We start from the raw sequence: 19,090 nt of genomic DNA, 5'->3' as shown, positions 1-19,090 counted from the left end.
TTACGAAATTTTTTCAATGGACTTATGAGTTTTAACAAGTGTTTTTATCCCTTTATCACCAGGAATATCGAAAAATTTGACCAAAATTGAGTCAGCGCGCACTTCCAAAATGATTCCTTTACCAAATTTTAGATGAGATATGTGATTTCCAGGGGCAAATTCAACATTTTCTGAATCAGTTTTTTGGTAATTAAGCTTTCCAGTTGCATCAAGTTTACGAAATTGATAAAACTGTTCAGCCTTAATTTTCATCTCTTTAATAAACGGTGAAATTGAATTTTGATTAGATTTTCAACGGCGACCAAAATCATTATGAAAACTACCACGAAATCCGTTTGTTATATATAAAACTTTTTTTGCACGGGTTACTGCGACAAATGCTAGCCTTCTTTCTTCTTCGTATTCGCTCTCAAGATTTTGGTCAAGAACTTTTTGCGAAGGGAAGACCCCTTGATTCATTCCAACTAAAAAAACATACTCAAATTCAAGTCCTTTTGAAGAATGAACAGTTAATAAGTTAATTCGATTTGGGCTTTCAGTTTGTTCAAAGTGAGAAATAACTGCATAATCAAGGTAGTCAGCTAATTTTTTGTTAGGATTTTGGATTTGTCAATTATCTAGTGATTCGTAATATTTTCCTAAAAGTTCTTTTGTGTCTTCTTCTTGTTTAGGGTCTTTTATTGAGCTAAAGTAGTTAATTTTTTTCAAAAAAGAGTCAAGAACTTGCGAAAAAAGTTTAAAAACTGTCGGATTTTTTTCTTCAATTTCAATCTTGAAACGTCTTGCGGCGGTTATTCGTTCAAAAAGATTTTTAATTTTGGCTTGATTTTCAATAGTTAGCGGAATTTTACCGTGAGTATCTTTTAAATTGATTTTTCCTGAATAGTATTTAAATAAAAAATCGTACAAATTTAGTTCAAATTTAGCCGCCAAATCATTTAGTTTGTTAATTGTTATTGCACCAATTTTTTTTGCAGGCACATTAATAATTTGCTCAAAAGCATAAGGATCAGAATTTTCAATGACTTTTAAAAAATAAATAGCTTCACGAACTTCTTTTTTTGCAGCAAGAGGAGAATTTCCGTGTTTTATATAAGGGATATTGTAGGCATCAAATTTGTTAATTATTTGTGCAAAATAAAAATTTGAACGTGCTAAAATTGCAATATCGCGATAATTTACTTTGTTTTTTGTGATTAAATTTTGGATAGTCTCATAAATTCAATCAACTTCAGCGCCTCTTTCATTGCCAAGATCTTCAAAATGAATATCAATTTTTTCGGTTGAATGAGCTACTAAATTCTTTTTTATTCGGTTTTTATTATTTGCAATTAAATGGTTGGCCGCATCAAGAATATTTTGTGTTGAACGGTAATTTTTGTCAAGAATTACTGTTTGTAAATCAGGATAATCATTTTCTAAATTAAGAATAAGCGATGGATCAGCACCTCTTCAGGAATAAATAGTCTGATCAGGATCGCCAACAACAAATAATTTTGTATTATCTTTGATAAAATATTTTAAAATAGAATACTGAATTAACGAGGTGTCTTGAAATTCATCAACTAGCACAAAGTCAAATTTTTTCTGTCAACGCTTTGCAATTTGTGGGCTTTTTTCAAATGCTATTTTAGTATAAAGCAGTAAGTCGTCAAAGTCAATTATGTTATTTTCCCTTGTTTTTTCGATATAATTTTTATAAACATTGGCCTTAATTAATTCAGCCTTAGTATTTGCGAGCTTGAGCGCTTGAGCTGGGGATTGCTCTAGATTTTTGGCTCTTGAAATAAATTCAATCGCTTGAAATGCACTAATTTTTTTATCGTCTTTATCTTCAGTAGTTTTAAGATTTGCACCTAAAAGTTTTTCAATAATTTTACGCTGATCTTGCTCGTCAATTATATTAAAACGGTAATCATCTATCTGAATTTCGTCAATTTCAACAATATTTTTTGCTTCAGTTCGCAAAATTAAATTACATAGTGAGTGAAAAGTTAAAATTTGGACGTCTTTTGCCTTTTCATGAACCAACTTTTCGACACGAGTTCGCATTTCTTCGGCTGCTTTATTTGTAAAAGTTAAAGCTAAAATCCGATTGGGATATGCCAAGGATTCATTAATAATATAGGCAATTTTTTTTGTTAAAACAGTTGTTTTTCCGGTTCCGGCGCCTGCAACGATTCTGAGATGCGAACTATTGCTAATAACAGCGATTTTTTGTTTGTCATTTAGTTGTGAAAGAATATTTTGTGATGACATGATTAATTAACCTCCCAATGAATTGAACTAAAATTTGCATGAATTGAACTTAAATAATCCGCTTTTATAAGCGTTTTTTTCAAGCAAATAGTTGTTTTAGAAAAAGAATCAATAATTGTTAATTTTTTTGAACCTAAAATTGAGAGGTTATTTACAATTAAGAAGAAAAAGTTAACTTTTGAAAATAAAGCGGGAAAACTTAAGCTAATTTGTTGGAAAAAAGTTAAATTTTGACTTGAACTTTTAAAAGTTTGAAAAAAGTTAAGATCAATTCCAAAACTCAGATCTAAAATAATTGAGGAAAACAAAAGTGAAAATATTCAATTAAGACTTAAAAATGTTTCCCTTTTTAGTAAAATTCAGAATTTTTTGGAAAAATTAGGGTTTTCATCAAAAAAAACAAGTTTAGTTTTTGTTAAAAACAGTCCAATTGTTTGCTTTAAAAAAATAATTAAAAAAATGCGGTAAAAAATTACAAGTAAAAAAACAGTTATAATTCAAAGGTAAAATTTTATTTTTGATCACTCAGTTAATACCAAAAATAGGTAGAAAAATACTAAAAAAGTAAGAAAAAGAAATACAAAATCAATTAATCCTGCAAAGGAACGTCTTCAAAAACCTGCTTTTACAAAATCAATTTTCAATTTAATTTTATCCTTCTTACATTAAAATATTTTTATTTGTTCTTGGGAAAGGAATTACATCACGAATGTTATCAATTCCAGTAACAAACATTAGTAATCTTTCAAAACCAAGACCAAAACCACTTGAGCCAGGGTTACCAAATTTACGCAAATCAAGGTATCATTGGAAATCTTCAACTTTCATATTCAGTTCGTTCATTCGTTCAAGTAGTTTTTCATAACGAACTTCACGTTGAGACCCACCGATTAGCTCACCAATTCCTGGAACTAAAAGATCAAAAGCTGCTACAGTTTTTTCATCATCGTTCTGGTGCATGTAAAATGCTTTTAGCGATTTTGGATAATTAATTACAACAACAGGGGCGCGGAAAATTTGCTCAGATAAAAACCGTTCATGCTCAGTTTTTAAATCAGCACCAAAAAACAGGTTCTTTTCCTCAAATTTATCAATGTGTTCTGAAAGTAATTTAATTGCTTGTTCGTAAGTTACTTGGGCAACTTGAGAATCACAAAATTGAATTAAACGGCGGCGCAAGTTTTTATCGCCAACTTTTTCTAGAAATGCAAATTCATCTTTGTTACGAATTATTACAGCCTTTATTACTTTTTGAAGCAATTTTGTCGCTAATTCAATAATTTCATCAAGATCAAAAAATGCCACTTCAGGTTCAATCATCCAAAATTCAGCAGCGTGTTTTCTAGTATTTGATCTCTCAGCGCGAAATGTAGGGGCAAAAGTGTAGACTTTTTTAAAACCAAGAGCATAGGCTTCAGCATGAAGTTGCCCTGTAACACCTAAAGTTGTTTTTTTGTTAAAAAAGTCTTTTTGTTCATCGTCAACAATAAAAGTTTCACCAGCACCTTCGCCATCATTTGAGGTTAAAATTGGTGCTGAAAAATTAACAAATCCTTGACGACGAAAAAATTTATGAATTTCATAAAAAAGTGAAGATCTTAGTCTCATTAGCACACGAAAAAGTCGAGTTCTGTGACGAAAATGTGGAATTTGCCTTAAAACTTCTAAGGAAATTTCTTGATTTTGAATCGGAAAATTATTGTTATAATTGCGACCTTTAACTTCTAAATCCTCAACTAAAACCTCACCATTTTGTTGGCGCTCAGGGGTGCTTGTAAAAACACCACTAATTTCAATAGCTTCACCAATTGCTAAATTTTCTACTTTTGTAAAGTCAATATTATCACTTTTAAGGACACATTGTAAATTTTTAAATGACGAACCATCGTTCAGTTCAACGAACATTATTTTTAGATTACCGCGAATATTTGTGATTCAACCTTGAACTGTAATTTTCTTCTGATCATACAACTCAGGATGTATAAAAACTTCATTAATTGATACCGACATTTTATTTACCCCATTTTTCAAATATTAAATATTATACCAGAAATTACTGGTATTTTATCTATTTTTTTTAAATTATATAAAAATTAGATTAAAATCCCAAATTTCACAGTTTGATGAGATAATCTTAAAAGAGTGTCTGCTTTTGGACGCTTTTTAACTTTTTTAGCAAACTCAGGAAAAATAACTATCAATGCAAAAACACTAAATTTTAAATCTAACACTCGCGAAAGAAAAATCTACTTATTAATCAAATAAAGCAAACTAAAAAAAGCTATAATTTTTACCTTAAAAAGCAAAATTATGAAATTTCTAAACTACTTTTTTTGTTTAAAACACTGGCAAAAATCAATTTATGATAAAATGACAAAAATCATAAAAAAATACAACTACTATTTAAACTCAATGCAAATAGAAAACTCGTTTTTATTTAAATTGAGCCTAAAAAAATATATGAAGTTTTGAAAGAACAATAAAAAAAGCCTTAAATTTATAGATTTCTAAACAGGTAAATTTAAGGCATACCATCATATTTGAAAATACAATGGAAAAGTCACATTTTCAGATTTTTTTATGACAAAAACATAATCAAGTCCCCCTTAATTCAATATCAATATTTATTAATTCATTCTTAGTGAAACTTATTATAACACAATTTTATTTTTGACCAAACATTTTTTTTTTTTTTTTGCAAAAGATTGATTTTAAAATAATAAAAATTAAGATTCTAGGTAAAAAAACGTATTTACGGGTATTTTTGCATATTTAGATACACTAAAAAGTGAATTTTTGCCATCAAACTGTCAAAGTCAGGTATCTACCCCATTTTTCAAATATTAAAAAAATATACCAGAAAATACTGGTATTTTATTTATTTTTTAAATTATACAAAAATTAGACTGAAAATATAGACCCTAAAAAATTATCGCTTTCCGTCTTCTGCAGTTACAAAATTAACTTTAATATTTTCAACATCAAAAGCAAACTGGAAAGAATTTCCTGATCCGGCCCTAATTCGGTTGATAGTTCAGAAAGTATCGACCTCCATAACTGGAATAATTGGTGCAAATTCACGGATTATTTTTTCAAAAACTAGCACAAATTCAAAAACTCTGTTCTGAGTTCAGCCTTCTTGTTTTTCTTTGTGTGTAAAAATTGCATTAAAAAATGAATCAATTCTGTTGTTATATTCGTCTAAGGGCTCAGAAAATTCTGGCACTAAAATTGGCTTATTATTATAATCAGTTGCAGGAATTTTTTGCTCTTTGTCAAGGTAGACTTGTTTAAAAATAGGCTTTCCTTGGGCGTCAAGTTTTAATTTTCGGGTGATTAGTTCTTCAAATTTCTTTAAAAAAATGTCAGAAATCTCGAGTCTTTTTGCAATTTCAGCTCTTTGCTGAGGTGAAATTTGATTTCACATTTTCCAGTAAGTCATCGAAGAGGCTGGGTTAGATTCAAGTCCTGAGAATTTATTATCACTTGGCGAAATTTCATCTGTGTTGAAAAACGCTTTTATATATGAATGAGGTTGAGAACCACCGATGTTGAAAAAGTCAAAGTTTTTCATTGTCAAGTCAAAATCACCAGTTGAGAGTCTTTGTTGGTAAATTCCATCAGGAAGTCTAACAGGGTCAATTTCGATAAAATTATCGGTATTTCGGGCTAAAATGTCCTGTAGACCGATAGCAACTTTTTCTTCGGCATCATCTTTATAAATAAAAGTTAATTTTACTTTTTCAACATTAGGATTATTCTTTTTAAATCTTTCAAGGAAAAATTTTGAAGTCTGCGGATTATAAGAAGAATCGACTCTTGGGACAGATTCAAATCAAACCCCTTTTGCTAAATGTGAGCCATAATTTTGGGCTAAAACTGGAAATTCAACTTGTTTTCCGTTTGAGTCTAAAAATTCTGAACGGTAGTTTCTGTTTTCCAAAAAGGTCTCTAATGGATAGCCACGAGAAGTTAGTATACTGTCAAAATTAGTTCAAGTTGTCTGTGGAAAAGAGTGGTCAAGACCGTATAAATTGAGTAAATCGATACGATTTATGCCATAAAGAATCGCTTTTCTCAGATCTGAATCTTGAAGATAAGATTTTCCTTTTTTGACATTATCTAAATTAACTTGGATTCCAATTGTACCAAATCCGGTTTGTTTTTCCATGTATCTTCTTGTTCTTTCTTCAGATCAGAATTTAGACTGAAAAGTTGAAGGAATTTTCGTTTTTGCAATGTAACCATCCAAAAAAAGTGACGATAGAAGTTCTGGTTGTTCAGCAAAAAAGACTTTAATTTTATTAGGAATGGTTTTATCTGATGAATAATAACCTTGTCTTTTTGTTAGAATCATTGAACCTTGAGATCCCAAATTAAGTTCAGAAATATCAAAAGGACCGTTAATTAAAAATTTTGACAAATCGGTTCCAAAATTATTAATTCCGCCAGCTTCAATCTCGACAAATTCCCGATTTATCGGGAAAATTATATCAGGATGAATGATCTGTCTAAATAAGTTAATGAATTTTTTTGCCGCTGAGTCTTCAAATTGGATTCTAAGCCCATATTCGTCTCCAGGTAAAAAATCGTATCTTGGGATTAAATTAGGACCGTCAAAAACTTGTGAAGGATCTAAAAATGGATTTTTTGTTAGTTTTATTACTGATATTTGGTTGTTTTGAACAACGTTAATTTCAGTTGAATTAGCACTAAAATTTGGGTTTAGTGATAAATTAGCCTGAACTAGATCAACAACTTCCTTGTTTGTCATTTGTTCAAAAATTTGACCTGTATACATTCCAAAATTTCTTGCATTTTCTTTAAATTGGGCAACATATTCTTCATCACCAGAGTTTTGTGATTCAAAAACTTTTTGGTCAAAATCAAGACTAACTTTGCCAGTTTTTTCATCTTTTATGTATCTTTTTTGACCAAAAGGATTTAGATAAGGATTTCCAAATTTTGAGACATAATCTTGTTGGAGCGAGATCATTTTTTGGGCATTTTTAATATTCACTGAAAGAACTTTGACTAAATTAGGGGATGCGACATTAATATTTAAGACATATAAAATGTAGTCAATAAAATTTTGGGCAATAACAGGTTGATTATTGGCTCATTTTGAGGCACCTTTATTTAGAAAAATTGAAGTTGAAACAATTGACTGTGAAGAATTTTGAATTCCAACAAAAGATTTTGCCCCTCCACTTGAAGGCGCAACCGAACCAAGAGCCAGTCCAAAATCGCTAATTGTAAAAGAAGAACCATCTGGAGAAATACCTGCTGGGTTTTGTAATATTTCATCACCCGCCGTGCTTTGAAGATTTGTATTATAAAGTTCAAAGGAAATTGCCGGTAAATTTAATTTTGCCCCGTATGAATTTGAAGCAGATGGACCTGGTTTTACAAAAGATTCAACTAAAGAATTAAGAATTTGGTGGGAAGAATTATTTTTTACGTAATTTAAAGTGTTAATTGTTGTTGTTGAAACTCCAAAGTCAAATTCTTGACGATTTCTTTCAAGAGCAGAAGCACATGAGAGCAAGAAAAAAGTCGGTATTACAACAAAAGAGTTTAAAATTAGTAACTTTTTAATTTTTTTCATATTAAGTCCTATTTAAATTGAGGTCGAATTACAAGGAATGATTGATTTGCTTTTTGTTCAATGTATGTTGGGGCTAAGTTGAAATTTTTACCATTTTCAGCAAGATATTTTGATTTACCTAATGTAAATAATCCTTCAATTTCATGCCTGTTTTGGTCTGAAAAGTAAATTCTGAATTTTTTTAGACCCTCAGCTCCTGGTCTTAGAAGCGCATTTTTAAACTCACCAATAATTGACCAAGATGAAATTCAAGAACTATATCCTTCATCTTTTAGCGTCCATTTTGTTGATAAGTCAGCCTGTTTTTTTAAGTAAAAAATGTTGTTTGTGTCATTACTTGCTAATTTAATGTAGAATTTTTGGGCTGTTTGTTCATCCTCAAGAGTTAAATATTTAGCTTTAGCAGCATCTTCGTTTTTTAAAAAGCCTCAAAAAGCAACCCTGTCTTGTTTTGAATCACGTCAAATTCCTGAAAGAGATCTTTGGCCAACGCCTTGAGTTTTAAGAGAGTAATATCAAAAAGCCTCAGGTCTGTTTGTGACTTTTTCACCTTTTAGGTTAGTTATTCTTATTGTATTATCCTGAACAGGTTCAAGATTGTCATCATACAATTCTCAATTTAAAACTTTTCTTTGGAACCGATCTTTAAAAAACCCGTTATTTGTAGAGACATTTTGATTAATATAACCATTTCTTCAACGGAAATTACCAACAACAGGTTGAATATTTCCATCACTATATTTTTTTGAATCAGCAAGCTCGCCTTTGTAAGCTGAAAGCACACGAGATAATTCAACTGAAATTTGGGCAAAAATTTCATCTTTTTCGGTTTTATATTTGTTTTTAATTTTCTGAATTTTTTCCTGGTTTTCAATATTAGCTAAAGTTTGATCAATGAATTTTTCAGGTTTAGGTTGATTTTCTATTTCAGCAATTTCCTTCTGTTCTTCTTGGCTAATTACAAAAGATTGATTATAAAGTTCCTGATCCTGAGCTTTTTTGAAAGTTTCTGTTAAATTTTTGTATAAAGAATTTAAATTTTCTGAATTTTTTGAAGTTACATTATTAGCTAGGAAAAAATTAGTAAAAGGACTAATTAAAGTTTGTGAATATCCTTGGGCAATATCAAAAGCTGGAATGAAATTTTTAATCCATTTTCTTGTATAAATTGCATCAACAAAATACTCATTACCGGTGTTAGATTCGGAAATATTTTTAAAACCAGGCATAATATTATCAAGCGTTTTATCACTTGGAGAATAATGAATTTGGACAAAATCTCTTGTTAAAGATTCAGGGAAATTATAGACATAATTGCTGAAAAAATCATCTGGTTTTGTTTCAAATCTTGCTGAATTTTTTGCACGGAACCATGAAAGTTCAAGGTCTGAGTTCATTCGTTGGAATTGCTGAATTCGACTATCTCTGCTAAGTGAATAGTCAACGAAGGTTTTTGTCCCTACTAAGTATTGCAATTTGAACAAATCCAAGTCCTTTGCCTCTATTTTTGCTTGACTTAAAAAGTCCTTAAGTCATCTAAAAACTTCTGATTTTTCTGGATCATTTAAATCTGAATTAACAAATGATTCATCATCTAAAACTAATGAATTTGTTTGGTCATACCCTGCAAAAGTCAATCATGCAATTTTAATTTTATCATTAATGTCTGTAAGTTTACCAAATTTGGTTGCCGGTAAATTTGTCTGTGTTTTTCGAGCAAAATTTTTAAACCCCATAAATCCAACAGATGATAAAAATAGGTGGTCAATATTTTTGTTATCTATTTTTACATTTTTGATCAACAAGTTTAGAGTTGATTGTTCAAAGGCTTCCATCAACGTATTTGCAAAATTTTGTAAATTTTGTTGCAATTCTTCTTGAGAAATATCAAAAATTGACAATAATTTTTCAAATTTTGAGTCAAATTTTTCGCCTTTAACTCATTTAAGCGAAGAATTTTCTGTTTGATTTTCTTTTAATCTGAACTTTTCAGACAATTTATCAAAACCATATTTGTAAAGGTCAAACTTAGAATTAACATAGTCAAAATTTCAATCTCTAACAAATTCACCTTCAGCTTTTTTTGAAATTTTAAGTGCAAATGGATCAATTGAAATAAACTCTAAAAAATCTGAAATTGATGAAAATTCTGTTTGATTTTTATCGTTTTGATATGCAAAATAATTATTTTGGTAATCAAAACCAAAAAGAGTCTTGTCTCAAGCATCAAGATAAATTTTAGAACCATCAATTTTAGAACCATCCGTTCCAGAATTTGTAACATTAAATTTAAAATCTTGGGCAATTCCAAAAAACGGATTTTTAGCACTAACATTTGAAAATTTTAAAAGTTTTCCAAGAGGTGAAGTTCAGCGCTCTGATAAATCTTTTCTCTCATCAAATTCACTCTGATCAAGAACGTTGTCAAGTTGAGTTTGGGCTTGAGTTTGAATTCTAACATTGAAGTCATATTTTGGGTTTTGATAATATTGATTTCCATTTACTGAAATTATTTTTCCATAATATAAACTAGAAAAAATTGGACCGTTAGTTAATTGTGCAATATCTGGATTATTTCTTGGTGATAAAATGTTAAATTCATCTAATGATAAAAGTAAGTGACTAGGATTAATGCTATTTCCATTTTTGTCAGTGAATTTTATAATTTTGTCTAAATTTTCATATAGTTTACCTATAAGTTGGTTCGAAAAGGCTCCAGTCAACATTCTAACCGCAGAATCGTTTTGGGGTTTAGATGAGAAAGAAGTAACTAAAGTTTGAAAATAAACAGTATATAAAGTTTCAAGAATTGAAGCTATTTGAGCTATTTTTCTGAAAAGCGAATCTTTAAAAGTTGAAATATTAGCTAAATTTGTGTGTAAATCCAAATCCTTTTGGCCAGAAATACTAATAATTTGGTTGAGAAGTGGTTGAATTTTATCTTGGAAATTAAAGGATTTTTGAAATTCTGCGATAACTGATGAAATTTGACCCGAAGAACTTGGTTGAGTTCCTTTAAGTAATTTAAAAAAATCAAGAAACTTAAATCCGAAAGATTCTTGTTTATCCAATAAATCTTTTGCTAAATCAGCAACTGGTTGAGGTGTGGTAAGCGAAAATTGAATTTGTGTAAGAAATTGTGACAAATCAAAAATTGAATCAGGAATTTCAACACTAACATTTAAATTTTTCGGGTTTTGACCAATAATTGTTCCAAAAAATGCTTGATTTTCAACAGGATTATGCAAAATTGAATTAAGTGATTTTTCAAACAATGGAGATGATGGCGAAAATCTGGTAAAAGACTGAGGGCTCGAGTCTCATCCATTATCACGAAAGTTTTTGACTATTTTATTCTCAAATTCGTCCTGAATTTGCTTAATTTTTTGCTGTAATTCAGGAAGACTATTAGGATTATTAAATGTTAAAGGATCAATTACTGATTTCCCATTTTCATAAAATAAGTGAACTTTTAAATTGGTAAAAGTTCTTCGGTCCGGGCTTGGTTCAAAGTCGGCAACACGAATTTTTCCTTGTTCGTCAAATTGGATTTTATTTCCGGCTCCATCGGTTAATGAATTAGCAAAAATGCCTTGAATATCGTTAGAATTTATAAATCCTTTTTGTTTTTTAGTCTCTTGATCTGATTCATTTTCAGTATTTTCTTGCGAAGTTGAATTTCTATTTCGGAAAAATTTGGAAACTCCAGAAGTTCCCGGATTTATTGTTCCTGAATCTGGATCAATTGAATTTAGAAGAAAAAGATCATATAATTTTAGTTTTCGAATGTCTGCTGCAGTTTTAAGACCCTCAATAGTTTGCAAAAATCTACGAGATTTTTTGGAAATTAACTCGTCAATATTTTGATTTTCATTTGAACCAAAAATTTGTGACTCACTCTCAAAATTATTTCCATTATCAAAGCTAAAGTTTGGGTAAATTCCTTTATCTTCAGGATTTAAACTAGGAGATGCTTTTCGCAAACTTAGCCCTGAAGATCTTGCATTAAGATATAACTGAAGAACATCAAAATTATAAAAAGACTGTAAACCTAGTCCTGCGTTTGTCGAAATCGCGTTCAAAACTACGTTTGAATCAGGGTCAGAATTATCTTGTGCATAATTCAAAGTTTGGTGATGTCCATACTCATGAGCACCAACATATTTTAGATAGTTTATTCCTGTTGTTTTAAAAAATGGCGAAGAAGCTTTTAAAAGTGCAATATAAGGAATTCTTGATGAGTGTGAATAGCCGACAAATTCGCCATGTTTTGTGGTATATTTTTTCAAACCGGTTTCTGGATCGATCTCAAAATCAACATAAGTTCCAACAAGATCTTCGCCGTTTGTTAATTTATCTCTTAAAACTTTATCAATTAGCCCGTCAAAAATTTCGCCATAAAGTTGGTAAACTGTTGTGGTTTTTCCGTCTTTAAGAGTTTCAATTTCTTGGATAACCTTTGGAATTGCACGATTTTTTCAGTCAACAGCAATTTTAAAACTATTAAATTCTTCAACATTTTTGGCATAATTTGGATCTTGTGGGTCAAGATTAAAACTTATTGTTTTTGTTGAACTTTCAGGATCTTTTGAATCTGTTAATTCAACTTCTAATTCAGTATTTGATAGTTTTTTGAGCGACTTAATTTGATATGATGATCATAAATTAGCATCAAATTCAGATAAATATTCGTTTTGAGCTTCAATTGAAGGACTTTCAGTGCCAACACCAAGTGGAAAAAATAGCCTATTTTCAGAATCTTTTTGATAAATACCGATCGTTTTTCCAACTGGATGATTTATATTATAAAGATCATAAAACCCGTTTTTTACAATTTCGTCGACTTTTTGGGAAATTTTAGTCGCTAATTCAGCGGCAATAAGTGTTGAAATATCAGGATTTACATTTTGAGTTAATAAAAAATCTGTTGTTTTTTTACCGTTAGCAGGAGTTGTTTGGTCTTCAGAGGTTGAATCAGAATCAAGACCTTCAAGATCTAAAGAAAGAACTCCACGCGGAACATTATTATCGTCATTTTTAAAAGCGGGGCTAATTGTGTTAGAAATATCACGTATTTTATAGGTTTTTTCAAAATCTTGAGGGAAATTTAAACTATAATTTTTAGGTAATTGGATGTCATTTTCATGGGCAAACATGAGAGCTGCTAATTCAAATTTTTTCTTAACATCTTCAATTGTTTGACCTTCGTTTTCAAAGACAAAAAAATTCTCAGGACCGTTAAATTTGTCTAATTTAGCAAGAATTCCTTCATCGTTAGCAAATGTATCTTTTAAAATTTTAACTATGTCATAAAGGTAAATTTTTTCATTTTTAACAAGATCAGTAGCAGGAATTCCAGCAATAATTTTGGATTTATCATAATTTGCTAAAACTTGTTGCTGCGGAATTTTTTTAAAATATTCATCAAGAGCTTCTTTTGAAATTGCATCTTCAAAAATTTTGTAAGTTAAATTGTCCGCTCCATTACCTCTTCCGGCTAATTCTGAATAAATTGGAAATGACCCAAAAAATGAATCTGGATAAAATTCTATTTTTGCTTCTTCTTTTCTAACAGCTGAATGCTGACCTAATAATAAATTATTACCTGATCGAGTTACACCCTTTTTTAGCGCAAAATGTTCTAAAGTTAGAGCATCTGGACCTCAAGAAACATTTTTAGTAAATCATTTTGCATATTGAAGAAATTCTGAAGGAGAAATAGCATCCCAATATTCGTTGACAAACTTCATAACCCCTAATTTTAGTTCAAAAATTGGGGTTTGACGGTTATAATTTATGGCAAATCAGTCTGCAAACTCTGATTCAGTAAAAACTCGTTTTTCTGATTTGATGTTTGGATTTAAAACAATTTCGTATTTGCCGTCTTTGCTGTCTTCTACAGGTACAAATGCAGCAACATTTTCGCCTTGAGCGTTAAAAAAATTAGCATAAACTAACTCACCTTGCTTAGTTTCATCAATGGTGTCTGAGGTAACATCAAGATTGTAAACTCCAAGTTCGTTATTGTTTGCATAAAGTTTAATTCCGCCCATAATTCCGCCAACTGCTGCAGTCAGGCCGCCGCCAGCAAGCAGATAACTAACTAAAATACTAGTTTTTTTCATAATTATAGTCTCCTAATCTCCAACGTTTTACTTCAGAAAAAGTGGCTAAAATATAGTGATTATTTCCTAAATCAATCCACTCAGGTTGGTTAGATTCTGAATATTGGTGCATTTTTGGATCATAAATATATCCTGCAAGTGATTCGCCTTTTGATTCAATTGTTGGGATTGATTCAATTAGTGATTTTGTATAAGGGTGTAAAAATTTTTGGGTTATTTCTTTTGTTGGGCCAATTTCTAAAATTCGACCGCGATAAACAACGGCAATTCGGTCTGAAATATATTCAACCATTCGAAGATCATGCGAAATGAAAAATATTGTTAAATTATATTTTTCCTTTAAATCTTTAAAAATGTTGATAATTTGGGCTTGAATTGAAACATCAAGCGCCGAAATTGGCTCATCGGCCACAAGAATTTTTGGTCTAAGTAATAAAGCACGACAAATTCCGATTCTTTGCTGTTGTCCTCCTGAAAATTCTAAAGGAAATCTTGACAAAACTGAACTGTCAAGTCCAACTGATGCAAGCATGTCAGTAACGTATTTATAAGTAACATCTTTTGTCGGTTTTTCTAAAATATTGTTTAAAAACTGTGACTTTTTTTCAATAAAATCGGTGATTTTTGGGTGAATTGCACTGATTTTTTTAAGGTGATTGATTAAATTTCTAAATAATTCAGGAACTGAAGCCTGGGCTGTGTTTTTGTAAAATAAATCGCTAATTTGGTTTATTAAATTTAGGGGAACTTTTTGGTTTTTAAGAATTTTCACTAACATTTCAAAGGTATTTTGATAATAATGTTGTGAAAATAGTAGTTTGATTGAGCCTTTTTTGCGCTGTTCAAGGTTGACTATTCCTTCGGTGACTACATCATAAATATTTTTATAAGGATTTAGTGAAGAAAGTGGATCTTGGAAAATCATTTGCACATTTGAAACTAGCTGATCAAGAATTTTAGCCCGGATTTTACGAGTATTTTTTGGCAATTCTAAATTATTAATAGTGATTTTCCCAAAACTTCGCGGAATTAAGCCAGCAAGTGCAGACCCGGTTGTTGACTTTCCTGAACCAGACTCGCCAACAAATGAGAGAACCTCACCTTCATAAATATTGAAGCTTATGTCGTGAATAACTTTGTTTTTTCGATTTCCGCTTCCATAAGTAATATCGACATTTTCAAAGCTGACAATTGGTTTTTTGCCGCTAGATTCAAGCATTTTTTTAACACCAGGAGTCAACTGACGCCAAGTTTGACGGACGATCTTACCAAAAAAATAAGTGTTTTTTTCAAGATAAAATTTAGAATTATTGCTCATTGTTTTGCCTCATTTTTTGAAATTGGAGTCATTTTTGGTAAATAATTTTTGGCGGCATAACCTTTGGTGCTTTTGGATCAAGAAGTGCTGATTTTATACGGTGAGTTGGACTTATTTTATAAAATTTTGGCTCAACAAAAAAATCTTGTTCTAAGGCATAATCATTTCTAACCGCAAATGCATCACCGACAATTGAATTTAATGAAGATGGAACTACCCCACGAATTGATGCTAGACGATCACCTTTATTTATGTCCGGCATTGAAGTAATTAGTCCTCAAGTATAAGGATGTCTTGGATTTAAAAGAATTTCGTCTCTTGTTCCTTCTTCAACAACTTGACCAGCGTACATAATTGTGATGTAATTTGCAAGTGAAGCAACTACTCCTAAGTCATGAGTTATAAAAATAATTGTAATTTTCAGTCTTTTTTGCAAATCACGGATAATATCAAGAACTAAAGCCTGAACTGTTGTATCAAGGGCGGTAGTGGGCTCGTCCATAACAATAATTTTTGGCTCAAGTGAAAGAATTGCTGAAATGACAATTCGTTGAATCATACCACCTGAGAGTTCATGAGGATATAATTTCATAACCATTTCAGGATTTACAATTTTTGTCATTTTTAAATATAAAAGTGCTTTTTCATAGGCTTCTTTTTTATTTTTGACAATTTTATTTAACAGCATTCCTTCCATTATTTGGGCGCCAATTTTTTTGGTAGGATTCAAAGTTGACATCGGATTTTGGAAAACAGCAGAAATTATTTTTCCCCGATAATTTGAAAGTTCCCAAGCCCGAAAATCAAAATTATGAACTGGATTGTTAAATAATCTTATTTCTCCTGATTCAACAACAGCATTTTCGCCTGCAAGTCCATAAAGACAAGAAGTAATTACCGATTTTCCTGAGCCGGACTCGCCGATTATTGCATGAATTTTACCTTCATAAAAATCAATTGAAGCATTACGAATTACGATGTTTCGGATTGAAGGATTGGCTGGATTTACAAAGGATAAATTTAAATTTTTAATTTGGGCGACAATTTTGTACTTTTTATTGCCAATTTGTTTATAAAGAACGTTCTTTGAAAAAGCTTCAAAATCAAAGTGAGAACGGTTAAAACTTGTGTGCCAATATTGTTGAATTCTGTTTAAAATAGCTTGGATTTTATAGGATTTTTTTGATTTATAATGTTTTTTTATGTTAACTTCATAAGCTAAAAATTCTTCTTTAAGTTCAAGGAATTTTTCTTGATATTGCTTTGGATCCAAGTTTTTTTGCTTTAAAAGTTCTAAGTCTTTTTTAAACTTTTCTAAATTTTTTGCTAATTTATAACACAAAGTTGGATTTTCAGCATTTTTGCAATCAGAAAATTTGGCCAAAAAATAAGAAATCATTTATCTTTGCCTCCTTAGAGCATCTTGAACTGAATTTCCGATCATTTGAATTGACGAAGTTAATAAAATTAAAAAGAATGAAGGAATTAAAACATAACGAGGATATAAGGTTACAATTGGAATTCCGGAATTAATTGCATTTCCTAAAGTTGGAACGTTTGGTAGTGAAAGACCGATAAAAGCAAGACCAGTTTCGCCAAGAATAGTACCTGGAATTACAAAAACAATATTTGTAATTAAAAGTGGAATAATTACTGGCACAAAATTAAGGAGAATTTTATAAGAAGGAGTCCCTAAAACACGTGAGGCAATTACTCATGTAAAGTTTCTAGCTCTTTTTATTTGAGCGCGAACTTGATTTGCAAGTCCGATTCAGCCGGTAAGTGAAAATGATAAAACTAAAACTCAAAAGCTCGGGCGCAAAACTAATGTCATCAAAATAATTACTAAAATTGTTGGTATATTTGAAACTATTTTAATAATAAAGGTAAAAATTTTGTCAAAAAGGTCAAAATTACCCATTAGTGTTCCAAAAAGAGTTCCAAGCGCAACATCAAAAAGTGCAACAATAAAACTTAAAATCAGTGAAAATTGCAATCCGTGTCATAAAAATGCCCAAACATCGCGACCTTGAGAATCAGTACCTAAAATAAATCCTTGTGTAAAATAGTTTAAGTTTTTCATATCAGGTCGAAGTTGAGTTGGCGATCCAGTTGTAAAAGGGATAATAATTGCTAAAATTAACATGAAAATAATAGTAACAATTCCAAAAACACCTGAAAAGGAACGGGAAAATCTAAGGAAAACTTCGTAAAAATTATTTCGAGGCTTACCAAAATAATTACGATCAAAACTTTTTGACTGAGCAACCATTAATTTTCACATTTGGTATGAAAAGGGTTGCAAAAATGGATTAGGTTTTAAGTTTTGGTCAATATATTTTTCAATTGACGGAAATTGATTCATTATTTTGCCCTCCTTCTAATTCTAGGATCGAGCAATTCGTAACTAATATCACGTAATGTATAAGAAATTATTGTTAAAAGTGAGTAAATAATTACTAAAAAGAGAATAATATTATTATCTTTTGACTGAATTGCATCAATCATGATCCCTCCAGATCCTGAAATTAAAAAGATTTTCTCAACAAAAATCGATCCAACAAAAGAACCTAGAACAACTAAAGGAAAAAATGTTGCAATTGGGAAAAGTGAAGCCTTAAGTGCATGAGTTCAAACGAAGCGATTTCTTGTTAAATTTTTTAAATATGCAAATTTGGCATGCATAGAATTTAACTCATTATTAAGCTCAAATCGAATGTATCGCACATAACTAATTACAGATCCAATTGAAAGGGCGATGGCAGGTAGGACAAAAGTGGAGAAATCCTGTATATTAAAAATGTAAGGAATTCCGGCTTTTTGACCAAAAATTAGAAGAAAAATTGCAAAAACTAGCGAAGGAATTGAGGAAAAAATCGCTATTCAGACTGTCGCTAAATTGTCAAAAAACTTACCTGGATTTTTTCCAACAGCAATTCCGAGTGGAACTCCAACTAAAAGTGTTAAAATAACTGAAACGATACCTATTGAAAAAGATGTGAAAAATCTCTGTCAAATAAAATCGCTAATTTCGACACGGGGTCTAAGACTATATGAAATTCCAAAATCAAAATTAATAAAATTCCAAAGGTAGTTAAAATAACGTTGTGCTTGCGGCAAATCAAGTCCATAAAGTTGTTTTTCTGCTGTTTTTTGAGCATCATTTAGGCCATCAAGAAACCCTGGCTCACCTGGAATTGAGTCAATCAGAAGAAAAACTAAGGTCGCAACAATTCAAGCCACTATTACAAATTCGAGAAAAATTTTTACAATTTTTTTCGAAAAACGGAAAAAAAGCGATTCAAAACCGAAATATTTTAATAGTGGATTTTTCTTTTTCTTTGTTGGCGGAATAGTATAAATAAAGTTATAATCAATAATTTTTCTGTTTATACCTATTTTTAACAGATCTCTGCGATGTTCACCATCATTTTTTAGGGTCATTTTTTTCCTTATTATTTAGTTTTAAGTGTTTTTAAATAAAAAAACGGGTTTTTGGCCCGTTTTCAAATTAAATTTAATGCTATTTTAGAAATTTCACAAAATTAAATTTGAAATGGCCAAGTTTTTAATATTATTAAAAATATTTTTATTTTTGTAAGAGTTAATGGATTTATAAAAGGCATTGAAAAAAGAATATGCAAAAAAACTGATTTTTTTGGAAAAAACCATTGACATAAACTCTCGCATTTTAAAAATATTTAAAATAAATTGCATATTAATTTCCTTATATTATGAAAAACAATTAACATTTTAACACAAAAAATAAAAAATAAGCAA

9 protein-coding genes are annotated in these 19,090 nt (G+C 30.4%); all 9 read right to left on the bottom strand.

Translation table 4 applies throughout. The annotated features are described in order from the left end of the window. Positions 1–2,259, bottom strand: a complete 2,259-nt coding sequence (locus tag V3255_RS01035) for an ATP-dependent helicase (protein ID WP_337902967.1) — start codon at positions 2,257–2,259, stop codon at positions 1–3. Between the two features lie 2 nt (positions 2,260–2,261). After that, entirely contained in the window at positions 2,262–2,903 is a 642-nt protein-coding gene (locus V3255_RS01030; RefSeq protein ID WP_337902968.1) for an RDD family protein, read from the bottom strand. A gap of 16 nt (positions 2,904–2,919) precedes the next feature. After that, the gene (asnS, locus tag V3255_RS01025; RefSeq protein WP_303437841.1) at positions 2,920–4,269 is read right to left on the bottom strand and encodes an asparagine--tRNA ligase; all 1,350 of its coding nucleotides are present in this window, start codon (positions 4,267–4,269) and stop codon (positions 2,920–2,922) included. A 919-nt stretch (positions 4,270–5,188) separates the two neighbouring features. Then, positions 5,189–7,867, bottom strand: coding sequence for an ABC transporter substrate-binding protein (locus V3255_RS01020; RefSeq protein WP_341516278.1), 2,679 nt, complete (start codon positions 7,865–7,867; stop codon positions 5,189–5,191). Between the two features lie 8 nt (positions 7,868–7,875). After that, the gene (locus V3255_RS01015; RefSeq protein ID WP_337902972.1) at positions 7,876–13,992 is read right to left on the bottom strand and encodes a PDxFFG protein; all 6,117 of its coding nucleotides are present in this window, start codon (positions 13,990–13,992) and stop codon (positions 7,876–7,878) included. After that, positions 13,979–15,310, bottom strand: coding sequence for an ABC transporter ATP-binding protein (locus tag V3255_RS01010; protein ID WP_333503782.1), 1,332 nt, complete (start codon positions 15,308–15,310; stop codon positions 13,979–13,981). Before V3255_RS01010 ends, V3255_RS01015 begins: the two co-directional genes overlap by 14 nt. Next, positions 15,300–16,709, bottom strand: coding sequence for an ABC transporter ATP-binding protein (locus V3255_RS01005; protein WP_069099225.1), 1,410 nt, complete (start codon positions 16,707–16,709; stop codon positions 15,300–15,302). Before V3255_RS01005 ends, V3255_RS01010 begins: the two co-directional genes overlap by 11 nt. After that, a complete protein-coding gene (locus V3255_RS01000) occupies positions 16,710–17,675 on the bottom strand; it encodes an ABC transporter permease (protein ID WP_044284458.1) in 966 nt (321 codons plus the stop codon). After that, positions 17,675–18,754 carry an ABC transporter permease gene (locus V3255_RS00995; protein ID WP_044285862.1) on the bottom strand — a complete coding sequence of 360 codons (1,080 nt, stop codon included), beginning with the start codon at positions 18,752–18,754 and terminating at the stop codon, positions 17,675–17,677. The genes V3255_RS01000 and V3255_RS00995 overlap by 1 nt, the downstream gene beginning before the upstream one ends. Positions 18,755–19,090 lie beyond the last annotated feature (336 nt).

The sequence above is a fragment of the Mesomycoplasma ovipneumoniae genome, assembly GCF_038095975.1.
In the GTDB taxonomy this organism is placed as follows: domain Bacteria; phylum Bacillota_I; class Bacilli_A; order Mycoplasmatales; family Metamycoplasmataceae; genus Mesomycoplasma; species Mesomycoplasma ovipneumoniae_C.
Note: the sequence above shows the minus strand (reverse complement) of the source record. Positions and strands in the feature narration are given on the sequence as shown.